This is a genomic window from Rhizobium sp. 268 (genome assembly GCF_036571585.1).
GTDB lineage: Bacteria > Pseudomonadota > Alphaproteobacteria > Rhizobiales > Rhizobiaceae > Rhizobium > Rhizobium redzepovicii.
Genome location: NZ_JAPPSO010000011.1, coordinates 173690 through 190624 on the forward strand (window position 1 = coordinate 173690; position 16935 = coordinate 190624).

At 61.7% G+C, this 16935-nt stretch carries 18 protein-coding genes; 14 read left to right on the forward strand and 4 right to left on the reverse strand.

From position 1 onward, the window contains the following. Nucleotides 1–2 precede the first annotated feature (2 nt). The 4 genes from OS035_RS22220 (at nt 3) to OS035_RS22235 (ending at nt 2832) form a co-directional block, all read left to right on the forward strand. Entirely contained in the window at nt 3–1115 is a 1113-nt protein-coding gene (locus tag OS035_RS22220) for a FecCD family ABC transporter permease (protein WP_183777512.1), read from the forward strand. 20 nt (nt 1116–1135) lie between these two features. Next, nucleotides 1136–1930: a heme ABC transporter ATP-binding protein gene (locus OS035_RS22225; RefSeq protein ID WP_097629087.1), complete on the forward strand. Its 795-nt coding sequence runs from the start codon at nt 1136–1138 to the stop codon at nt 1928–1930. A gap of 149 nt (nt 1931–2079) precedes the next feature. Next, entirely contained in the window at nt 2080–2424 is a 345-nt protein-coding gene (locus OS035_RS22230) for a DUF883 family protein (protein ID WP_003590628.1), read from the forward strand. Between the two features lie 9 nt (nt 2425–2433). Then, complete coding sequence (locus tag OS035_RS22235; RefSeq protein ID WP_331814081.1) at nt 2434–2832, forward strand: hypothetical protein; 399 nt, start codon at nt 2434–2436, stop codon at nt 2830–2832. 608 nt (nt 2833–3440) lie between these two features. On the opposite strand, the gene OS035_RS22240 is transcribed toward OS035_RS22235, so the two are convergent. After that, nucleotides 3441–3998 (reverse strand): RNA polymerase sigma factor, encoded by a 558-nt coding sequence (locus OS035_RS22240; protein ID WP_003565924.1) that lies wholly within the window; start codon nt 3996–3998, stop codon nt 3441–3443. Nucleotides 3999–4008: 10 nt separating this feature from the next. Beyond that, nucleotides 4009–4215: a NepR family anti-sigma factor gene (locus OS035_RS22245; protein WP_097629193.1), complete on the reverse strand. Its 207-nt coding sequence runs from the start codon at nt 4213–4215 to the stop codon at nt 4009–4011. Here OS035_RS22245 and OS035_RS22250 point away from each other — a divergent pair. From OS035_RS22250 to OS035_RS22275, 6 genes are all read left to right on the forward strand, one after another. Next, on the forward strand, nt 4202–4444 hold the full coding sequence (locus OS035_RS22250; protein ID WP_331814082.1) for a hypothetical protein: 243 nt from the start codon (nt 4202–4204) through the stop codon (nt 4442–4444). The genes OS035_RS22245 and OS035_RS22250 overlap by 14 nt on opposite strands. A gap of 24 nt (nt 4445–4468) precedes the next feature. Then, entirely contained in the window at nt 4469–5263 is a 795-nt protein-coding gene (locus tag OS035_RS22255; RefSeq protein WP_003581798.1) for a response regulator, read from the forward strand. Between the two features lie 191 nt (nt 5264–5454). After that, a complete protein-coding gene (locus OS035_RS22260; protein WP_179867179.1) occupies nt 5455–6450 on the forward strand; it encodes a sensor histidine kinase in 996 nt (331 codons plus the stop codon). Between the two features lie 520 nt (nt 6451–6970). Beyond that, a complete protein-coding gene (locus OS035_RS22265; RefSeq protein WP_097629089.1) occupies nt 6971–8332 on the forward strand; it encodes an NAD(P)-dependent oxidoreductase in 1362 nt (453 codons plus the stop codon). A 15-nt stretch (nt 8333–8347) separates the two neighbouring features. Further along, nucleotides 8348–9661: an NAD-dependent dihydropyrimidine dehydrogenase subunit PreA gene (gene preA, locus OS035_RS22270; RefSeq protein WP_097629090.1), complete on the forward strand. Its 1314-nt coding sequence runs from the start codon at nt 8348–8350 to the stop codon at nt 9659–9661. A gap of 233 nt (nt 9662–9894) precedes the next feature. Next, a complete protein-coding gene (locus OS035_RS22275) occupies nt 9895–9981 on the forward strand; it encodes an SEC-C metal-binding domain-containing protein (RefSeq protein WP_245426883.1) in 87 nt (28 codons plus the stop codon). A 127-nt stretch (nt 9982–10108) separates the two neighbouring features. Here the strand turns inward: OS035_RS22275 and ftrA are convergent, their stop codons facing one another. Then, nucleotides 10109–11110, reverse strand: coding sequence for a transcriptional regulator FtrA (gene ftrA / locus OS035_RS22280; RefSeq protein ID WP_097629091.1), 1002 nt, complete (start codon nt 11108–11110; stop codon nt 10109–10111). Nucleotides 11111–11181: 71 nt separating this feature from the next. On the opposite strand from ftrA, the gene OS035_RS22285 reads away from it, so the two are divergent. Then, nucleotides 11182–11592, forward strand: a complete 411-nt coding sequence (locus tag OS035_RS22285; RefSeq protein WP_097629092.1) for a rhodanese-like domain-containing protein — start codon at nt 11182–11184, stop codon at nt 11590–11592. Between the two features lie 35 nt (nt 11593–11627). Here OS035_RS22285 and OS035_RS22290 read toward each other — a convergent pair whose 3' ends face one another. Continuing rightward, a complete protein-coding gene (locus OS035_RS22290; protein WP_331814083.1) occupies nt 11628–12650 on the reverse strand; it encodes a zinc-dependent alcohol dehydrogenase family protein in 1023 nt (340 codons plus the stop codon). 103 nt (nt 12651–12753) lie between these two features. Between OS035_RS22290 and OS035_RS22295 the strand changes: the two genes are divergently transcribed. The 3 genes from OS035_RS22295 to OS035_RS22305 all read left to right on the forward strand — a co-directional run bounded on the left by OS035_RS22295 (nt 12754) and on the right by OS035_RS22305 (nt 16933). Continuing rightward, on the forward strand, nt 12754–13653 hold the full coding sequence (locus OS035_RS22295; protein WP_097629094.1) for a LysR family transcriptional regulator: 900 nt from the start codon (nt 12754–12756) through the stop codon (nt 13651–13653). A gap of 176 nt (nt 13654–13829) precedes the next feature. After that, nucleotides 13830–14366 (forward strand): biliverdin-producing heme oxygenase, encoded by a 537-nt coding sequence (locus tag OS035_RS22300; protein WP_097629095.1) that lies wholly within the window; start codon nt 13830–13832, stop codon nt 14364–14366. Further along, a complete protein-coding gene (locus tag OS035_RS22305) occupies nt 14363–16933 on the forward strand; it encodes an HWE histidine kinase domain-containing protein (RefSeq protein ID WP_097629096.1) in 2571 nt (856 codons plus the stop codon). The genes OS035_RS22300 and OS035_RS22305 overlap by 4 nt, the downstream gene beginning before the upstream one ends. Nucleotides 16934–16935: the final 2 nt, after the last annotated feature.

The following is a 16935-nucleotide window of genomic DNA, read 5'->3' on the forward strand; positions in this document are numbered from 1 at the left end:
TCATGGCGCTGCCGCAAGCCATGATGGAACAAAGGCGCCCACTGCCGATGGCGGAGATCAGCGCAAACCGGCAGGCGGGCGACAGAACGAGGCTCTCCTCTTTGGTCATCGTGTTGCTCGTTATCGGCTCGGTCTTCTCGATGCTGTTTTCGGTAACGACGGGCGCCTCGGATGCCTCGATCCTCGACGTTGTCGGCAACATGGCCGGTTCCGAGGCAGCACTGAGCACACGTGACCGGATCATCATCTTCGACATCCGTCTGCCAAGAGCGATCCTCGGCTTCCTGATCGGCGCCTCGCTGGCCGTTTCCGGCACGGTGATGCAGGGGCTGTTCCGCAATCCGCTAGCCGATCCCGGCCTCGTCGGCGTCTCTTCAGGCGCAAGCCTCGGTGCGGTCACCATGATCGTGCTCGGCGGCAGCCTTGCAGCGCCGCTTCAGGCACTTCTCGGCATCTATGCCCTGCCGGCGGGCGCCTTTGGCGGCGGTCTCTTCACGACGCTGCTGCTCTACAGGATCGCTACACGTCACGGCCAGACCTCGGTGGCGACGATGCTGCTGGCCGGCATCGCGCTCGGCGCGCTCACGCTCGCCCTCACCGGCCTGCTGATCTACCTGGCCAACGACCAGCAGCTGCGCGACCTGACATTCTGGAGCATGGGATCGCTGGCCGGCGCCACATGGACGAAGATCGCCGCCGCCGTGCCGATCATCCTGTTGTCTTTCACCGCCCTGCCCTTCATGGCTCGCGGCCTCAATGCCATCACGCTCGGCGAGGCCGCCGCCTTTCATATGGGCGTGCCGGTGCAGCGGCTGAAGAATGTCGCTGTCGTCGGCGTCGCCGCAGCGACCGGTGCGTCCGTCGCCGCCAGCGGCGGCATCGGTTTCGTCGGCATCGTCGTGCCGCATATCCTGCGTATGGCGATCGGCCCGGACCATCGTTTCCTGCTGCCGGCCGCAGCTCTGCTCGGTGGCTCTCTGCTGATTTTCGCCGATGTCCTGGCGCGCACCTTGGTCGCCCCGGCCGAGCTGCCGATCGGCATCATCACCGCGGCAGTCGGCGGGCCGTTCTTCCTGTGGATTCTGCTGAGGCAGCGTTCGCGCCTTGCCCTGTGAGCGCTGTCGTGAGTGACGAGATGATCGAAGTGTCCGGCCTCTCCGTGCGCCTTTCCGGCAAGACCATCATCAGCGACGTCACTTTTACGGCCAAGGCCGGCGAGCTGACGGCGATCGCCGGGCCGAACGGGTCCGGCAAGACGACGACGATGAAAGCCATATCGGGCGAGCTTACCTATGGTGGCTCGGTGCGCATCGGCGGCGACGAGGTGAAGGAGCTGAAACCCTGGCAGCTTGCCGCCATTCGCGGTGTGCTGCCGCAGGCAAGCACCATCTCCTTTCCCTTCACCGTGCGCGAGATCGTCCGCATGGGCCTCACATCGGGCATCAACCTCAATCCCGACAAGGCCGAGCAGACGGCAGCCGCCGCACTTGCATCAGTCGACTTGACCGGCTTCGAAGGCCGTTTTTATCAAGAACTATCCGGCGGCGAGCAGCAGCGCGTTCAGCTTGCCCGCGTGCTCTGCCAGATCGCCGAGCCTGTCGTCGACGGCAAACCTTGCTGGCTGCTGCTCGACGAGCCGGTCTCAAGTCTCGACATCAGCCACCAGCTAACGATCATGACGCTTGCCCGCAATTTCTGCGAACGCGGCGGCGGCGTCATCGCCGTCATGCATGATCTCAACCTGACAGCGCTCTTCGCCGACCGCATCGTGCTGATGAAATCCGGCCGCCTCGCCGTTGCCGGCGGCATCGGTGACGTTTTGAGGGACGAGAACATGCTCTCGGTATTTGGCTGCGCGCTACGAATCAACCAGGTGCCGGCCGACGGCACGCCCTTCATACTCGCCCACAGCGCCGTTTCCCAGCGCTGACCGCCCGCGCGGCGGAACTTTTGCCCGCCCGGGACGTTTTTCGGCAGTGATTTGGGTCAATGCCGCGCGATATCTTTCATGCAACGGACGGTGGTGACCCCAGTGCGAAATAGGCGGGCTTGCGCGCGCCCCAGCCAATGGAGACAGCCATGAGCTATTCTATCTTCCAGTCCGGCCGCAGCCGCCGCAACGGCACCTTTCACAATCTGGAATCCGGCATCGAGGAGCAGGTCGAGGCGCTGCGCGACGAACTCGCGGAACTGACGCGCCTGGTCGGCAAGAATTCACGTCACCAGAGCGAGAAAATCCGCAGCCAGGCTGGCGCCGGTTATGAGGAACTGCTCAGCCGCAGCGAGGATCTCTTACGCGAATTGCAGCACGGCTATGAGCGCGGCACGACCGAAATGCGCGACACCGTGCGCAAACATCCGCTGGCAACCCTCGGTGCGGCAGCCGCTTTCGGCCTCGCCATCGCCTTCCTAGCCCGCCGCTGAGGAAGCGCAATGCCGTCGATCCTCAGTCTCGTGACGGGCGCAAGCGTGCACCGAACCGTTGCACGCGCCAAGCGCAATAGCATCATCGTCGCGCTCGCCGCGCTTTTTCTCCTCACCGCCTATGCGCTGGCTGTGACCGCCGGCGCCATCTGGCTCGCCGGCATCTACGGCGCGTTAGGCGCGGTTCTCTTTCTCGCCGCCTGCGCACTGCTGATCGCCATCATTGCGCTAGTGGTGATGGCGGTTATCAATACCCGGGAAAAGCGTCGCGCCCGCGAGCGCCGCGCCGCACTGGAATCGATGGCAGCAGTCGGCCTCGGCCTAATCCGCGCCCAGCCGCTCCTGACCGCCGGCGTACTGGCGGCCATCGTCGCGGCCAATCTGGTGGGGACGAAGCGGGAGGATTGACGGCTGGGACAAGGCGTCCACCCTGACCCCTTTGCCAAAACCAGGGAGAAGACCACTCAATTGGTATGGGATGGATGCTTTAACGGTTCATCCCATCTCTCCAGCCTTCAGTTTCCTGCTGTCCGGAGCGGCGCGCGAAGTCCACTCATGCGTCGGCCGTTGAGCATCAAGCCGGAGGAGTCTGGGGCAGGCCAGAGCCGGATAGCTGCTCTACACTCCGATTGCCAGCCCCTCGGGAGAGTTTTATCTCGAGTGGGTATTGGCTATGCCACGTTGTATGCGGTTTAACAGTTCGTGGAGAACTGCTCATGAACGCCGGTACTCCTCCTCGTGCGCCAGTGAAAAAATAGGCAAGGACGGTCAGCCCATCCTCCCTCATTCCTGTGCTCGTAACAGGGATCCAGCCACGGAGCGTCCGCGCCGTGAATGAATTGATCACCGAAAAAAGTCTTTCGCGCCCAAGGACTTGGGCGCGCTGGATTCCTGTGACGAGCACAGGAATTAGTTGGAGAGGGAGTGCCCTGATGGCGTCGGCCAAGCAGATGCTCGTTCTGCTCGGCAACCGACAACGCCAGAAAAGCCGGAGCCTAACAGGGCAACCGGCTTGCTCAAAACGCAAACGCCTTCGACGTCAGCGGTGCAGAGGTAGCATCCGGGCCGAAATCGGCTTCGCCTGAAATCTGCAGCAATTCCTGCAGCCGCTGGCGGGCGCGGTTGACGCGGCTCTTGATGGTGCCGACGGCGCAGCCGCAGATTTCGGCCGCTTCCTCGTAGGAAAAACCCGAGGCACCGACGAGGATGATCGCCTCGCGCTGATCCGGCGGCAGCTGGTCGAGCGCCTTCTTGAAGTCCTGCAGATCGAGGGCGCCGTATTGCGAGGGGTGCATCGCCATCGATTCCGTGAACAGCCCGTCGCTGTCTTGGATCTCGCGGCCGCTCTTGCGCATCTGGCTATAGAGTTCGTTACGCAGGATCGTGAAGAGCCAAGCCTTCATATTGGTGCCCATCTCGAAATGATCCTGCTTGGCCCAGGCCTTCATGATGGTGTCCTGGACGAGATCATCGGCACGATCATGCCGCCCGATCAGCGAAATGGCGAAGGCGCGGAGACTTGGGAGGGCCGCCAGCAGTTCCCGCTTGAAGCTGGGTTGCGCTTTATCTTCCATGCGCATGATCCTATTCGGCCATCTTGGCAGAAGCCATCATTTCGGCATGGTCAAGCTTTTCGAGAAGGTCGAGGAAACGATCGGGAATCGCCTCCTCCTGCGCGGAGGCATAGAGCGACCGTAGCCTGACGCCGATCTGATTGTTCGGGTCCAGGATATCGCTTGCCCGCAGCTCCAGCTTGCGCTGATCGGCTGCATCTTTCTTGCGTGTCGTCATCAATTCGTCTTCTCGCCGGTTGTCTGTTGAGGCGCGCACGGGGCTGATCGCGATTTCAACCATCGACACCGAGCCTTCGCTTGTCGATGTCGCTGGCATATTTTGCTGGATGGGTCAAAACGCTACGCCCTTTCTTCGTCGGCTTGATAATGCGGCGCGACAAAAAAAGTTCCTGCCGTTCCGGAACTTTTTTATCAAGGCGGCGTTAATCGGTCATTGGAGCCAATGACCGGCCTGCATACGGGAGCCCTTAATGACACTTTCCACTCGAATTGCGCCGCACCTGCCTTATCTGCGCCGCTATTCCCGCGCCCTTACCGGCACTCAGACTTCGGGCGACGCTTATGTCGCCGCCGTCCTCGAAGCTATCATCGCCGATCTCACCATTTTCCCGGATACGGCGAATGACCGGGTGGCACTCTACAAACTGTTTACACAATTGTTTGGTTCCACCGCCGTCCAGATTCCAGAGCCGACTTCGCCCTATGCCTGGGAACAGCGCGCCACCCTGAACCTATCCAAGGTTTCGCCGGGCGCCAGACAGGCCTTCCTGCTTGCCTCCGTGGAGAATTTCCGCGTCGCCGAGATCGGCGAAATCCTGGAACTCGACGAACAGGACGTCATGCGTCTGCTCGACATGGCCTCGCAGGAGATTTCCCGTCAGGTCGCGACCGACATCATGATCATCGAGGACGAACCGCTGATCGCCATGGATATCGAGCAAATGGTCGAAAGCCTCGGCCATCGCGTCACCGGCATTGCCCGCACCCATGCCGAGGCAGTGGCGCTCTACAACAAGACCAAACCGAGCATGGTGCTGGCCGACATCCAACTGGCCGACGGCAGCTCCGGCATCGACGCCGTCAACGACATTCTCAAGACCTCGAGCGTGCCGGTGATCTTCATTACCGCCTTCCCGGAAAGGCTTCTGACCGGCGAGCGCCCGGAACCGACTTTCCTTGTTACCAAGCCGTTCAACCCAGACATGGTCAAGGCGTTGATCAGCCAAGCTCTTTTCTTCAACGAATCGACCAGAGTGGCCGCCTGAGACGCAATTTTCCGGCCTTCGGAACCAAATCGCCAAAGCAGACGTTCCGGTGCTACCGGGACGCTCCGCTGCTTTAACGGTTTTTGCAGCGCTTTGTTCTAAAGTTGACGGGCGGCGTCTCTATGGGCGCTTCCTTCAGCAACGTTCAAGATGTCACAAGGAAAGGCGGCCGAGTGAGTACGACTGAACCATTGTCCGGCATGCCTTTTACCTTCGAGGGCAAAGCCGCAATGATGGAGCGCGCGCTCGGCAGCGCCGGGATTTCAATCCTCTGCCAGGATGCCCGGCTGGCAATCTTCTATGCCGAAAATCTGCCGCCTCATTTCGCTGCACTTTTCACGCCCGGCGACGGTGATGCTGCCCTGTTCGGCGACGCGCACGGCCGGTATCTGACGGCGCTGAAATACAAGGTGCTGGAAACCGGTATGCCCAACAATGCCGAGGTCGAAATCGACGTCGACGGCGAAATGCGCACCTATGAGTTGAAGATCCAGCGCACCGGCAAACGCGGCACCCATGGACTTCTGTCGGTGATGGCGGAAGTCACCGAAAGCCGGCATCGTGAAAAAGTCCTGAAATCGCTGTTGCGCGAACTTTCGCACCGCTCCAAGAACCTTCTCGCCATCATCCAGGGCATCGCCACGCAGACGGCGCGCAACACGCTCTCCCTCGACAGCTTCCTGCTCAAATTCCGCGGACGGCTGCAATCGCTGTCCAACTCGCAGGATCTGATCACCGATTCAAGCTGGCGCGGTGCCTATCTCTTCGAACTAGCCGAAAAGCAATTCGCTCCCTACTGGCCGGAAACGGCCGGCTCCATGCCGATCTACGGCATCAATGCCCATCTGACACCGAATGCCGCCGTGCATCTCGGGCTCGCCCTCCACGAACTCATCGTTAACTCCGCCTCCTATGGCGCGATATCCGGTGGCGCCGCCTCGATCACCTTGAATTGCCGCGACGCCATGATCGGCGACAGGAAGGCGATTGAAGTCACCTGGGCCGAGGTGCTGCAGAACCAGGCGGAAGTCCACGAATTCAGCGACAACAGCTTCGGCCGCACCGTGCTCGAGCGTGTCGTGCCCTCGTCGGTCAACGGCAAGGCGGAGCTCAATCTCGTTCCCGGCCGCATCGAATATCGTCTGACTATTCCGGAAACCGAATTCGAAATCTTCAAGCGCGTGTGAAAGCCTGACGCCTAAAGCGCGTCGCGTCAAATTTGATCATGCGACGCGCTTTAGCTCTTTGTTTTTACGCATCTCGTTGCCGCAAAACCGCTGCACACTTTTGCGCGACATGCTCCAGGAAACGGGACTGCCGAACGGAAAAACAGCCGGTGCGAGGGCGGCGCACCGGCTGTCTTCACTCACCGGGAGGGGACCGTGAGTACGTCCGGATAGTGGGTTGGGGGCGCGCATGTTGGGTCGATGCGATCACCATCCGGATATCGCAATAACGACGACCTCCGACATTGGTTCCCTCCACCGACAAAAATATTGGACTTTTTTGAATCTTTTTTCGGATGTGCTTCTGCCGCCGCCCGCGCAATCATTTTACCGATAGGCACGTGCATAAATTAAGGCGATAAAACAGATACTTGCCTCGATGCGTCGAAGGCAAGTCCGTCAAAATTTTACCGTTTGATAAATTTTTAAACCTGAGTTACGCTTCCCTCACAGGCCGTTTACCAATAATGAGGGAACTTCAATGGAACGACTGGAAACTGGGATTCATGCCGGCCGGCTTTCGCCCGCCGAGTATGAGGCTAATTTTTCCGATCTTCATCCGCGCCTCGACAATCACGAGGCGCTGGTCGCCGCCGACCGCTGTTATTTCTGTTATGACGCGCCGTGCATGACGGCCTGTCCCACCTCGATCGACATTCCGCTGTTCATCCGCCAGATTTCGACCGGCAATCCGATCGGCTCGGCCAAGACGATCTTCGACCAGAACATCCTCGGCGGCATGTGCGCCCGCGTCTGTCCCACCGAAGAGCTGTGCGAACAGGCCTGTGTGCGCAACACGGCCGAAGAACGCCCTGTCGAGATCGGCCGCCTGCAGCGTTATGCGACCGATACCGCCATGCAGGCCGGCAGGCAGTTCTACGCCAGGGCCGAAGCATCAGGCAAGACGATCGCCGTCGTCGGCGCCGGACCGGCCGGCCTTGCCGCCGCCCATCGACTGGCCGTGAAAGGCCATTCCGTCGTCATCTATGATGCCAGGGAAAAATCCGGCGGCCTCAATGAATACGGCATCGCCACCTATAAGACGGTCGACGATTTCGCCCAGGCGGAAGTCGACTATGTGCTTTCGATCGGCGGCATCGAGGTTCGCCACGGCGCCCTTCTCGGCCGCGATTTTTCGCTTGCCGATCTGCAGGCGCAATATGACGCCGTCTTCCTCGGCATCGGCCTTGCCGGCGTTAATGCGCTGCGCATCGACGGCGAGAACCTCGCCGGCGTCGACGACGCCGTCGATTTCATCGCCGCACTGCGCCAAGCCGAAGACAAGAGCCAGATCGCCATCGGTCGCCGTGTCGTCGTCCTCGGCGGCGGCATGACGGCGATCGACGCTGCCGTCCAGGCCAAGCTGCTCGGCGCCGAGGAGGTGACGATCTGTTACCGCCGTGGCAAGGAGCACATGAACGCGTCGGAATATGAGCAGGATCTGGCAAGCTCCAAGGGTGTCATCATCCGCCACTGGCTGGCGCCGAAATCGATCCTTTCGCAGGACGGCAAGGTCGCCGCCATCGAGGTGGAATATACCAGGATCCTCGAAGGTCGCCTCATCGGCACCGGCGAAACCGGCGTGATCGCCGCCGACCAGATCTTCAAGGCGATCGGCCAGAGCTTTGATGCCTCCGGCCTCGGTTCGCTGCGCATGGAATCCGGCCGCATCGCCGTCGATGCCGAAGGCCACACCTCGCTCGACGGTGTCTGGGCCGGCGGCGACTGCGTCTTCGGCGGCGACGATCTCACGGTTTCCGCCGTCGCTCACGGCCGCGACGCGGCTGAATCCATCCATCGCACCCTCACCGCAGCAGCCGCTCCGGCTGTCGCGGTTGCCTGAAGGGGAGAATGAAAAATGGCTGATCTCCGCAATAATTTCGTCGGCATCAAGTCGCCTAACCCGTTCTGGCTGGCCTCCGCGCCGCCGACCGACAAGGCTTATAACGTCGAGCGCGCCTTCAAGGCCGGCTGGGGCGGTGTGGTCTGGAAGACGCTCGGCGAGGAAGGCCCGCCCGTCGTCAACGTCAACGGCCCGCGCTACGGCGCGATCTGGGGCGCCGACCGCCGCCTGCTGGGCCTCAACAATATCGAGCTCATCACCGACCGCGACCTCTACACCAATCTCAGGGAAATGAAACAGGTCAAGATGAACTGGCCTGATCGGGCGCTGATCGCCTCGATCATGGTGCCCTGCGAGGAACAGGCCTGGAAATCGATCCTGCCGCTCGTCGAAGAGACCGGCGCCGACGGCGTCGAACTCAATTTCGGCTGTCCGCACGGCATGTCGGAGCGCGGCATGGGCTCCGCCGTCGGCCAGGTGCCGGAATATATCGAGATGGTCGTGCGCTGGTGCAAGCAGTACACCCGCATGCCCATCATCACCAAGCTGACGCCGAATATCACCGATGTCCGCCGCCCCGCCCGCGCCGCCAAGGCCGGCGGCACCGATGCCGTCTCGCTGATCAACACGATCAATTCGATCGTCTCGGTCGATCTCGACAACTTCGCCCCAAACCCGACAGTAGGCGGCAAGGGCAGCCATGGCGGCTATTGCGGCCCGGCGGTCAAGCCGATCGCGCTGAACATGGTGGCCGAGATCGCCCGCGATCCCGAAACCTACGGCCTGCCGATCTCCGGCATCGGCGGCATCACCACCTGGCGGGACGCCGCCGAATTCCTCGTTCTCGGCGCCGGCAACGTCCAGGTCTGCACCGCGGCGATGACCTACGGTTTCAAGATCGTGCAGGAGATGATTTCCGGTCTTTCCGACTGGATGGACGAAAAAGGCCATCGCAGCCTCGACGATATCACCGGCCGCGCCGTACCTAACGTCACCGACTGGCAGTATCTGAACCTCAACTATATCGCCAAGGCGAAGATCGACCAGGACGCCTGCATCAAATGCGGCCGCTGCCACATCGCCTGCGAGGACACCTCCCACCAGGCGATCACCAACGTCGTCAACGGCCTGCGCCATTTCGAAGTGATCGAGGAGGAATGCGTCGGCTGCAATCTCTGCGTCAACGTCTGTCCGGTCGAGAACTGCATCACCATGGAGCCGCTTGCCGCCGGCACCCTCGACAAACGCACCGGCCGTACTGTCGACCCGAACTACGCCAACTGGACGACACACCCGAACAACCCGATGGCCCGCCAGGCGGCGGAGTGATCGGTCTGACACGCCGCGGAGAAAACCACTCCGCGGCGTTGCCCGGAGCCGGTAATAGAGTTAGGGGGTTCATGCTGCACGATCGCAGCGTGTAACCGCAGAGGAGGCAGCCATGGCTCGCAAACACCTCACCGACTTCAGCTTTTGAGGTCACGTCGAAACGACGTAAATCCTTCCCGTCCGAAGCCCGGGTCAAGACCGGCTCGCAGATCATTCATGGCGACGTTGAACTGATCGAAAAACTCGGCCGCAACGATCCCTGCCCCTGCGGTTCCAGGAGGCGGCTTCAAGAACTGCTGCCTACGATCCGGCCGCTTTGACGGCATCGAAAGGGATCACTATTTTTAGAGACCGCGATTGAACGTGGACGGCGCCCTCCATCGAAGGGCGCCGTCTATTGCCGCGTTCAGGTCGCGAAGTGAGACAGAAATGCAAGCGTGAGGTGGGTCAAAGACCGAACGACCGCCTGTAAGCGCTCGGGCTCGTCCCGAGCCGCTTGCGAAAATGATGCCGCATCGTCGCCAGCGTGCCGAAGCCGCTTGATATCGCGATGTCGTCGAGCGACACCGCAAGCTCTTTCTCGAGAAGGTCACGGGCATGGCGCAGCCGCTCCTTCAGCAGCCATTCGCCGACACTGAGACCCGTCGTCGCCTCGAACCGGCGCTGGAAGGTGCGCATGCTCATGCCCGCTCTTTTCGCAAGCAGGCTGATCGGCTGCTCCTTAGAAAGATTTCCACGCATCCATTCGATCAGCGGTCCCAAGCGAATGCCCTCACGCTCTTCAGGAACCGGCGCGCTGATGAACTGCGCCTGTCCGCCTTCGCGGTGCGGCGGCACGACAAGGCGGCGGGCGACGCTGTTTGCCGCCTCCGCGCCGAAATCGCCACGCACCACATGCAGGCAGAGATCAATGCCGGCAGCACTGCCCGCGGCCGTCAGCAGGCTGCCTTCATCGATGTAGAGAACGCCGGCATCGAGCGCAATATCGGGATAACGCGCGGCGATCGGAGCGACGTAGCGCCAATGCGTCGTCGCTTTGCGGTTGGCAAGCAGTCCGCATCCGGCCAGAACCGCAATGCCGGAGCAGAGCGACATGATGCGCGCGCCGCGCTGATGCGCTGCCCTCAGCGCTGCGGCGAGCGGCTCGGGCACCGGCGCATCTATCGCCCGCCAGCCTGGCACGACGATCAGATCCGCCTCATCAAGCACCTCCAGGCCATTGTTGACCCCGACCGTCAGCCCTCCTGCAGCGCGAAGCGGCCCGGGCTCGATGCCGCAGACAAGAAAACGATACCAGCCTTCGCCCATCTCCGGGCGCGGCAGGCCGAAGACCTCGTAGGCGATGCCGAATTCGAAGGTGCAGAGCCCGTCATAGGCAAGGGCTGCGACCAACGGTCCTGTCGTCTGCTGTGGTGAAAAGTTTGGCATGATCTTTACGCTGTCGGTCATGATGGCCAATTTCGCAAAGCTCTAGCATCGGCGATACCAGGCGGCAACTCCAACATGGAAAGGAAAGACCGATGCCAAGCCCCGTCGCCGAAATCCCTGCCGCCGAGCCTGATCTCGCAGCATCCCACTATGCCGCCAAGCTCGCCTTCGAAACCGATTGCTCGGATGTCCACGCCGCCTTTGCCGGCGCCAAAGTCGATTTCATTCTCCTCGACGTGCGCTCGCCGGCACTGTTTGCGCAGTCCCACCTGCCGGGAGCGGTCAACCTGCCGCACGGCAAGATGACCGCGCACCGCATGTCGGAATGGGCAAAGGACACCCTCTTCGTCGTCTATTGCGCCGGTCCCCATTGCAACGGCGCCGACAAGGCCGCTTTCCGCCTCGCCAGGTTGGGCCTCAAGGCCAAGCTGATGATCGGCGGCATGACCGGCTGGGCCGACGAGGGTTTCGCCTTCGAAAGCCAAGCCGTTGCCGCCGAATAGAAAACCGCTCCCCTCTGAGGGAAGGGAGCGCATTCTCAGAACTCGATGACGACCTTGCCGAACGGGCCGCGATAGAGATGATCGAGCGCCTGCGGCAATTCCTCGAAAGAATAGCGCCTGTCGATCGCGGGCTTCAGCCCGGTCTGATCGACAGCCCGCACCATATCCTCCAGCGCCCGGCGATGGCCGACGGTAATTCCCTGCACGACAGGCGCTTTGAGAAGCAATGGCGCCACGGGAGCCGACACTTCGAAACCTTCGAACACGCCGATCACCGAAATGCGGCCGTTGACCGCCACAGCCTTCAGCGCCTGGCCGAGATGCGGCCCGCCTACGATTTCGAGCACATGGTCGGCGCCATAATCGCCGGTCAGTTGATAGAGCTGCTCCACCCAGTTGCCCTCGTGCCGGTTGATCAGATGATCGGCGCCGAGGGCCGATGCACGTTCGAGCTTTTCGCCGCTGCCTGATGTGATGAAGACTTCGGCGCCATGCGCCTTGGCAATCTGCAGACCGAAGAGCGCTACACCGCCGGTCCCTTGGACCACCACCTTGTCGCCAGCCTTGAGCTTGGCGCATTCGACGAGCGCAAACCAAGCCGTCAGTCCAGCGCACGGCAATGTGCTTGCTTCGGCCGCATCGAGCGTTTTCGGTGCAAGCGAAAACCATTCCTCGGAAAGCACCGTGTGCTCGGAAAGTACACCAGGATAAAAGCCCCCGCGCGTCTGGTAAGGCGGGTTGCGGGCAGTACCAGGCCCGCGTCCGTCGATCCAATCCGGGGAAAAGGTGGAGATCACCCGATCGCCGGGTTTGAAGCGGGTGACCTCAGGCCCGACGGCATCGACCACGCCTGCCATGTCCGAGGCCGGCACGAAGGGGAATTGCAATGGCAGACCCATGCCGCTCTCAAGCACCAGCCTGTCGCGGAAATTGAGGGAGACGGCCTGCGTGCGCACCCGGATCATCGCGCCTGACACCTCGGGAATTCTACCCTCGCCGATCTTCAGATTGGCCAGCGGGCCGATGGCATCGGTCTGCCATTGTCTTGTCTTCTGCATTTTTATGCTCCTTCTCGATGGGCGGAGCAGCAGATATATCGTTGAATATTCCTCTCTAGTTGCGATATTAAATCGTCAGAATGGTGCCGTTTGGGAAACAAAGATGGAGCAGTTGAAGGGAATTTCGATTTTTGTCGAGACTGTCGAGGCTGGCGGTTTCTCTGCCGCCGCCGACCGGCTCCATCTCACCCGCTCGGCGGTCAGCAAGACGATTGCAAGGCTGGAAGAACGGCTCGGCGTCCGGCTCTTCAACCGCACGACCCGTGCCCAGAACCTGACTGACGAAGGCCGATTCTTCTACGAGCGCTGTCTGAGAGCGGTCGAGGAAATCCGCATCGGCGAGGCCCAGCTTGAATCGGGCAAGCGCGAAGTCCGCGGCCGTCTGCGCGTATCGATGCCGATGCTGTTTGGCCGCCATTGCGCCGCCCCGATCCTGGCCCGCCTGCTCGAAGACCATCCGGATCTCGAACTTGACCTCTCCTTCAGCGATCGCGTCGTCGATCTTCTGGAAGACGGTTTCGACCTCGCCGTTCGCAACGGCCCGCTGAAAGACAATCCCGACCTGATGGCGCGGGCGATCGCCCGACAGCCCATGACCGTCTGCGCTTCGCCCGCTTATCTGGAAAAATACGGGGTGCCGCAAACATTGGACGATATCGCCCATCACCAGGGCATCGTCTATCGCCGGGGTGATAACGACAAAGCTTGGACCTTTCCAGCTGTCGCGGGGCCTGCACGCGAAATTCTGCCGAAATCGCGACTGCGGCTCGACGATCTCGCCTCGATAGCCGACGCCGCTGTCGCAGGCCGAGGGCTTGCCTGGCTGACTTGCTGGCTGGTGCGCGACAGGGTCTTGTCGGGCGAACTTGTGCGGGTTCTGACCGATAGGCCGCCAAGCATCTTCGACGCCTATGCCGTCTGGCCGAGATCGCCCGTCATGCTGCCGAAGGTGCGCCTAGCCATCGATATGCTGGCGGCCGATCTACCGCGCCTGATGGGCTGACGTCCGGCTGCGCCTTTTCAACATTCGAAGGAGGCGAACAACGAGCTGCGAAGAAGAGGGGAAGCCCATGTTTTTCTATGGGTTTGTCTGGAAATACAGCGATGCTGCAATATATCGCCAATTTGCCATCCGGCATGAACGGCATCCTATGCCATATTCCTTAGAACACGGTCCGCATGTCACTTCGCAGCGTACTCCGCGCACAAACAGCAGATTGCCACGCCGAGGTAGACAGGCTTTTCGGCACGTTCGATCTCTCCCATAGACAGCAATACAGGACATTCCTTCGCGCCCATGCCCGGATCGTGCCGGCCACCGAAGATGCCCTTGAGGATGCGGGGATCATCGGCCTGCTGCCCGACTGGCCGGAACGACGGCGCACGCAGCTGCTGTTGGCCGATATCCGGAAACTCGGCGATCCGTTGCCCCCGCTCCTTCCGCCGCCGGCATTGCACGGCGAGGCAGCGCTCTGGGGCGCCCTCTACGTGCTCGAAGGCTCCAAGCTCGGGGGCGCCCTGCTTGCCAAATCCGTGCCCGACCACCTGCCCGGCAGCTACCTCACACCGCAAGGTCCGAAGGGCGCCACGAGGATCTTCATGGATCGTCTCGATGCCAGCGGCATAGACGATCCCGCGGCCGCCATTTCCGCTGCCCGCGATGTTTTCGGCCTCTTTTTCAAAGCCGGGCAACTCGAACTGGAATCCGTCCCATGAGCGGCACGTTTGAACCGGTCGACCTCACCAACTGCGACCGCGAGCCGATCCATCAGCTCGGCGCGGTTCAGCCCTTCGGCTTTCTGCTGGCGATATCCTCGGACTGGATTGTCACGCGCGCCTCGGCAAATCTGGCGGAGTTCCTCGGAATTACCCAGGCCGACGCGCTCGGTCGTCCTGTCACCTCGCTGATCACGCCAGAGTCGCTCCACACAATCCGCAACAAGCTGACCACGCTGCGCGGTTCCGACGTCGTCGAGCGCATTTTCGGGATCGCCCTGACATCCGCTCATGACAGGTTCGATCTTGCCGTGCACATGAGTGACAGCGGGGTCATCATCGAAGGCGAGCGCTGTCAGGAAGACAGGCACGACGCCCCCTCCCTTTCCATGCGCAGCATGATGTCCCGTCTCGACCACACGGAAACGATGGAGGCTTTCTTTCGCGACGGGGCAAGACAGGCGCGCGCCCTGACCGGCTTCGATCGGGTCATGGTCTATCGCTTCGACGACAGCGGCTCCGGCGAAGTCGTGGCCGAAGCCGCCCGGGCCGGCATCGGTTCGTTCCTCGGACTGCACTATCCGGCATCCGACATTCCGGTGCAGGCGCGGGCGCTCTATCTGCGCAACCTGTTCCGCATCATTGCCGATGTCGACGCCGCTCCGGTCCCGATCCTGCCGCAACTCAACGAGAACGGACAGCCGCTCGATCTCTCTATGTCGGTATTGCGTTCGGTCTCGCCGATCCACATCGAATATTTGAAAAACATGGGCGTCGGCGCCTCGCTCTCCATATCGATCGTCGTTGACGGTAGGCTCTGGGGCCTGTTTGCCTGCCATCATTACGGTCCGCGCCTGCCCTCGGCCCAAAGCCGCTCGACCGCCGAACTGTTCGGCCAGATGTTTGCGTCGCGACTTGAAAGCCGCGAACGGCGGCTGGCGCTTGACTATGAGACCAAGGCACGCCGGATCGCCGACCGGCTTCTTACCTCCGTGGCCGACAATGCCAGCTTGCTCGACGATCCGGCCTGGCTGATCGAAGCGCTTGCCGACGCCATTCCTGCCGACGGCATCGGCGTCTGGATCAACGGCCGGCTGGCGCTTGCCGGCATCGGGCCGAATGAGAAAAGCTTCGCGGCCCTTGTCCGCCATCTCAACCGCAATGCCGCCGGCCGCATCTATTCCGTCGACAGGCTCGCCGAAACCTATCCAGATCTCGACCTCGACGAAGCGGTGGCAGGCATGCTCGCCATCCCGATCTCGCGCTCGCCGCGCGACTATGTCGTGCTTTTCCGCCAGGAGCTGGTGCGCACCGTCCGCTGGGGCGGCGACCCGCATAAGCCGGTGGAGTATGGTCCCAATGGCCCGCGCCTGACGCCGCGCAAGAGTTTCGAAGCCTGGTCGGAACTGGTGCGCGGCCGCTCCCTGCCTTTCACGGAGGCCGAGCGCCGGGTCGCCGAAACGATCCGCATCACGCTGATCGAAGTGGTGTTGCGCCTCACCGACGAGGCCAGCATGGCGCGCCAAGCCGCCAACGAGCGCCAGGAACTGCTGATCGCCGAACTGAACCATCGTGTCCGCAACATACTGAGCCTCATTACCGGCATCATTCGGCAATCGCAGGCGACGTCGGTCAGCGTTGGCGATTACATCCGCCAGATCGAGGGCCGCGTCCAGTCGCTCGCCCGCGCTCATGACCAGATCACCCGCGATCATTGGGCGCCGGCTTCGCTGCGGCAATTGCTGCTGGCCGAAACGGCCGCCTATCTCGGCAAGAACGCCCAACGTATTCAGTTGAGCGGAACGGACGTGCTGCTGGAACCGCAGGCCTTCTCCACTGCAGCCCTTGTTTTCCATGAACTGATGACCAACAGCGCCAAATATGGCAGCCTTTCCGGCACCGGCAGCGGCACCGTCCAACTCGGTTGGCACCGCGACGACGAAGGCAATCTGCACATTACCTGGCGGGAAAAGAACGGTCCGCCGGTCGTCGAACCCAAACGCCACGGTTTCGGTTCGACGATCATCCGCCGCTCGATTCCCTATGACCTCGGCGGCAAGGCGGAAGTTCGCTACAACAGAAATGGGGTCGAAGCAGATTTCTCTATTCCGGCCCGATATGTTGTCACAGCGACGAGCGAACGGTCAGATCCGGCTGCGACCGGCGCGGCCGATCATAAGACGATTGCCGGCGATCATCGACCGCTCTCCGGCCTGAACGTCCTGCTGGTGGAAAACAACCTGATCATTGCCATGGATGGAGAGGACATCCTGCGCCGCCTCGGCGCCGACGTGGCAACGGCGCCCAGTGTCGCCGAGGCGATGGAGATCCTGGCCGGCCAGTCCTTTGACCTGGCGCTTCTCGACGTCAATCTCGGCGATGAGACGAGTTTCGGAATAGCCGACCGACTGGCAGCTGAAGGCGTGCCCTTCGCTTTTGCCACAGGCTATGGGGAAGGCATTGCCCAGGCAAACAGCCACTCGGACGCGCCCGTGCTGCAGAAGCCCTATACGATGGACGGTGTGACAGACACCCTCGCCCGTCTGCCGCTTCTGAAAAAGCAATAAAC

Excerpts from the sequence above, each read along its gene's own strand:
- OS035_RS22230 (WP_003590628.1), top strand. The coding sequence starts at position 2,080 with ATGAGCTATTCTATCTTCCAGTCCGGCCGCAGCCGCCGCAACGGCACC.
- OS035_RS22295 (WP_097629094.1), top strand. The coding sequence starts at position 12,754 with ATGGAGCAGTTGAAGGGAATTTCGATTTTTGTCGAGACTGTCGAGGCT.
- preA (WP_097629090.1), top strand. The coding sequence starts at position 8,348 with ATGGCTGATCTCCGCAATAATTTCGTCGGCATCAAGTCGCCTAACCCG.
- OS035_RS22245 (WP_097629193.1), bottom strand. The coding sequence starts at position 4,215 with ATGACGACACGCAAGAAAGATGCAGCCGATCAGCGCAAGCTGGAGCTG.
- OS035_RS22300 (WP_097629095.1), top strand. The coding sequence starts at position 13,830 with ATGTCACTTCGCAGCGTACTCCGCGCACAAACAGCAGATTGCCACGCC.
- OS035_RS22290 (WP_331814083.1), bottom strand. The coding sequence starts at position 12,650 with ATGCAGAAGACAAGACAATGGCAGACCGATGCCATCGGCCCGCTGGCC.
- OS035_RS22265 (WP_097629089.1), top strand. The coding sequence starts at position 6,971 with ATGGAACGACTGGAAACTGGGATTCATGCCGGCCGGCTTTCGCCCGCC.
- OS035_RS22235 (WP_331814081.1), top strand. The coding sequence starts at position 2,434 with ATGCCGTCGATCCTCAGTCTCGTGACGGGCGCAAGCGTGCACCGAACC.
- OS035_RS22305 (WP_097629096.1), top strand. The coding sequence starts at position 14,363 with ATGAGCGGCACGTTTGAACCGGTCGACCTCACCAACTGCGACCGCGAG.
- OS035_RS22225 (WP_097629087.1), top strand. The coding sequence starts at position 1,136 with ATGATCGAAGTGTCCGGCCTCTCCGTGCGCCTTTCCGGCAAGACCATC.
- OS035_RS22240 (WP_003565924.1), bottom strand. The coding sequence starts at position 3,998 with ATGGAAGATAAAGCGCAACCCAGCTTCAAGCGGGAACTGCTGGCGGCC.
- OS035_RS22255 (WP_003581798.1), top strand. The coding sequence starts at position 4,469 with ATGACACTTTCCACTCGAATTGCGCCGCACCTGCCTTATCTGCGCCGC.
- ftrA (WP_097629091.1), bottom strand. The coding sequence starts at position 11,110 with ATGACCGACAGCGTAAAGATCATGCCAAACTTTTCACCACAGCAGACG.
- OS035_RS22220 (WP_183777512.1), top strand. The coding sequence starts at position 3 with ATGGCGCTGCCGCAAGCCATGATGGAACAAAGGCGCCCACTGCCGATG.
- OS035_RS22285 (WP_097629092.1), top strand. The coding sequence starts at position 11,182 with ATGCCAAGCCCCGTCGCCGAAATCCCTGCCGCCGAGCCTGATCTCGCA.